The organism is Rhodosalinus sp. FB01 (assembly GCF_041365715.1).
Classification (GTDB): Bacteria; Pseudomonadota; Alphaproteobacteria; order Rhodobacterales; family Rhodobacteraceae; genus Rhodosalinus.
The window spans coordinates 1-548 of record NZ_JBGFSH010000053.1; the positions used below are offsets into that span (position 1 = coordinate 1).

General features: G+C 66.8%; 1 protein-coding gene. It reads right to left on the reverse strand.

Annotation, left to right across the window (positions count from 1 at the left end):
- Positions 1–434 (reverse strand): transposase (locus AB6A65_RS16520; RefSeq protein ID WP_371039483.1); only part of this gene is annotated, 434 nt, incomplete at its 3' end.
- Positions 435–548 lie beyond the last annotated feature (114 nt).

Here is a 548-nt window from a genome sequence, read left to right on the forward strand (position 1 = left end):
CGAGCACCGAGTTCGAGGGCGGCCTTGCGCAGCACCGACCGGTTGGACGGCTCGGCCATGATGGCGGTGAAGCGCGACAGCGTGGGCTGCGAGGCGAGGCCATGCGGGCGGTCGAGCGGGGTCCGTCCGGAGGCCGAACTGGCCGCCAGCCGGAAGGCGGGGTCGTCCCTGAGCGCGTCCGCGTCGTCGTGGTCACGCCAGCCCTGCGCGGCGAGCAGAACGCTCGTCCGGATGAGCGAGGGGAGGTCATGGACGACATCCTCCCGCCGCCGCGGATCGGTCAGCTGAGGGTTCATCCACTCAACGATGCCGCTTCGCTCCATGATTTCGCGCAGCACCACGGCCCCGGCGTCACTGGTCAGCCGCTCGGCCCGGCTCTCGACGCGCAGGGACCTGTTGAACCCCGCAGCGACCGGCTGTAGCGTTTCACCCATGGCGTGCTCCGAACGTTGCTGTCGGGTTTCGTGTAGCAACTTGATTCTACAGAGCTTTCGCGGGCACGCCAGCCATTTCCCCCAATTTCGATGAATAAGGTCGGATGAAAACTT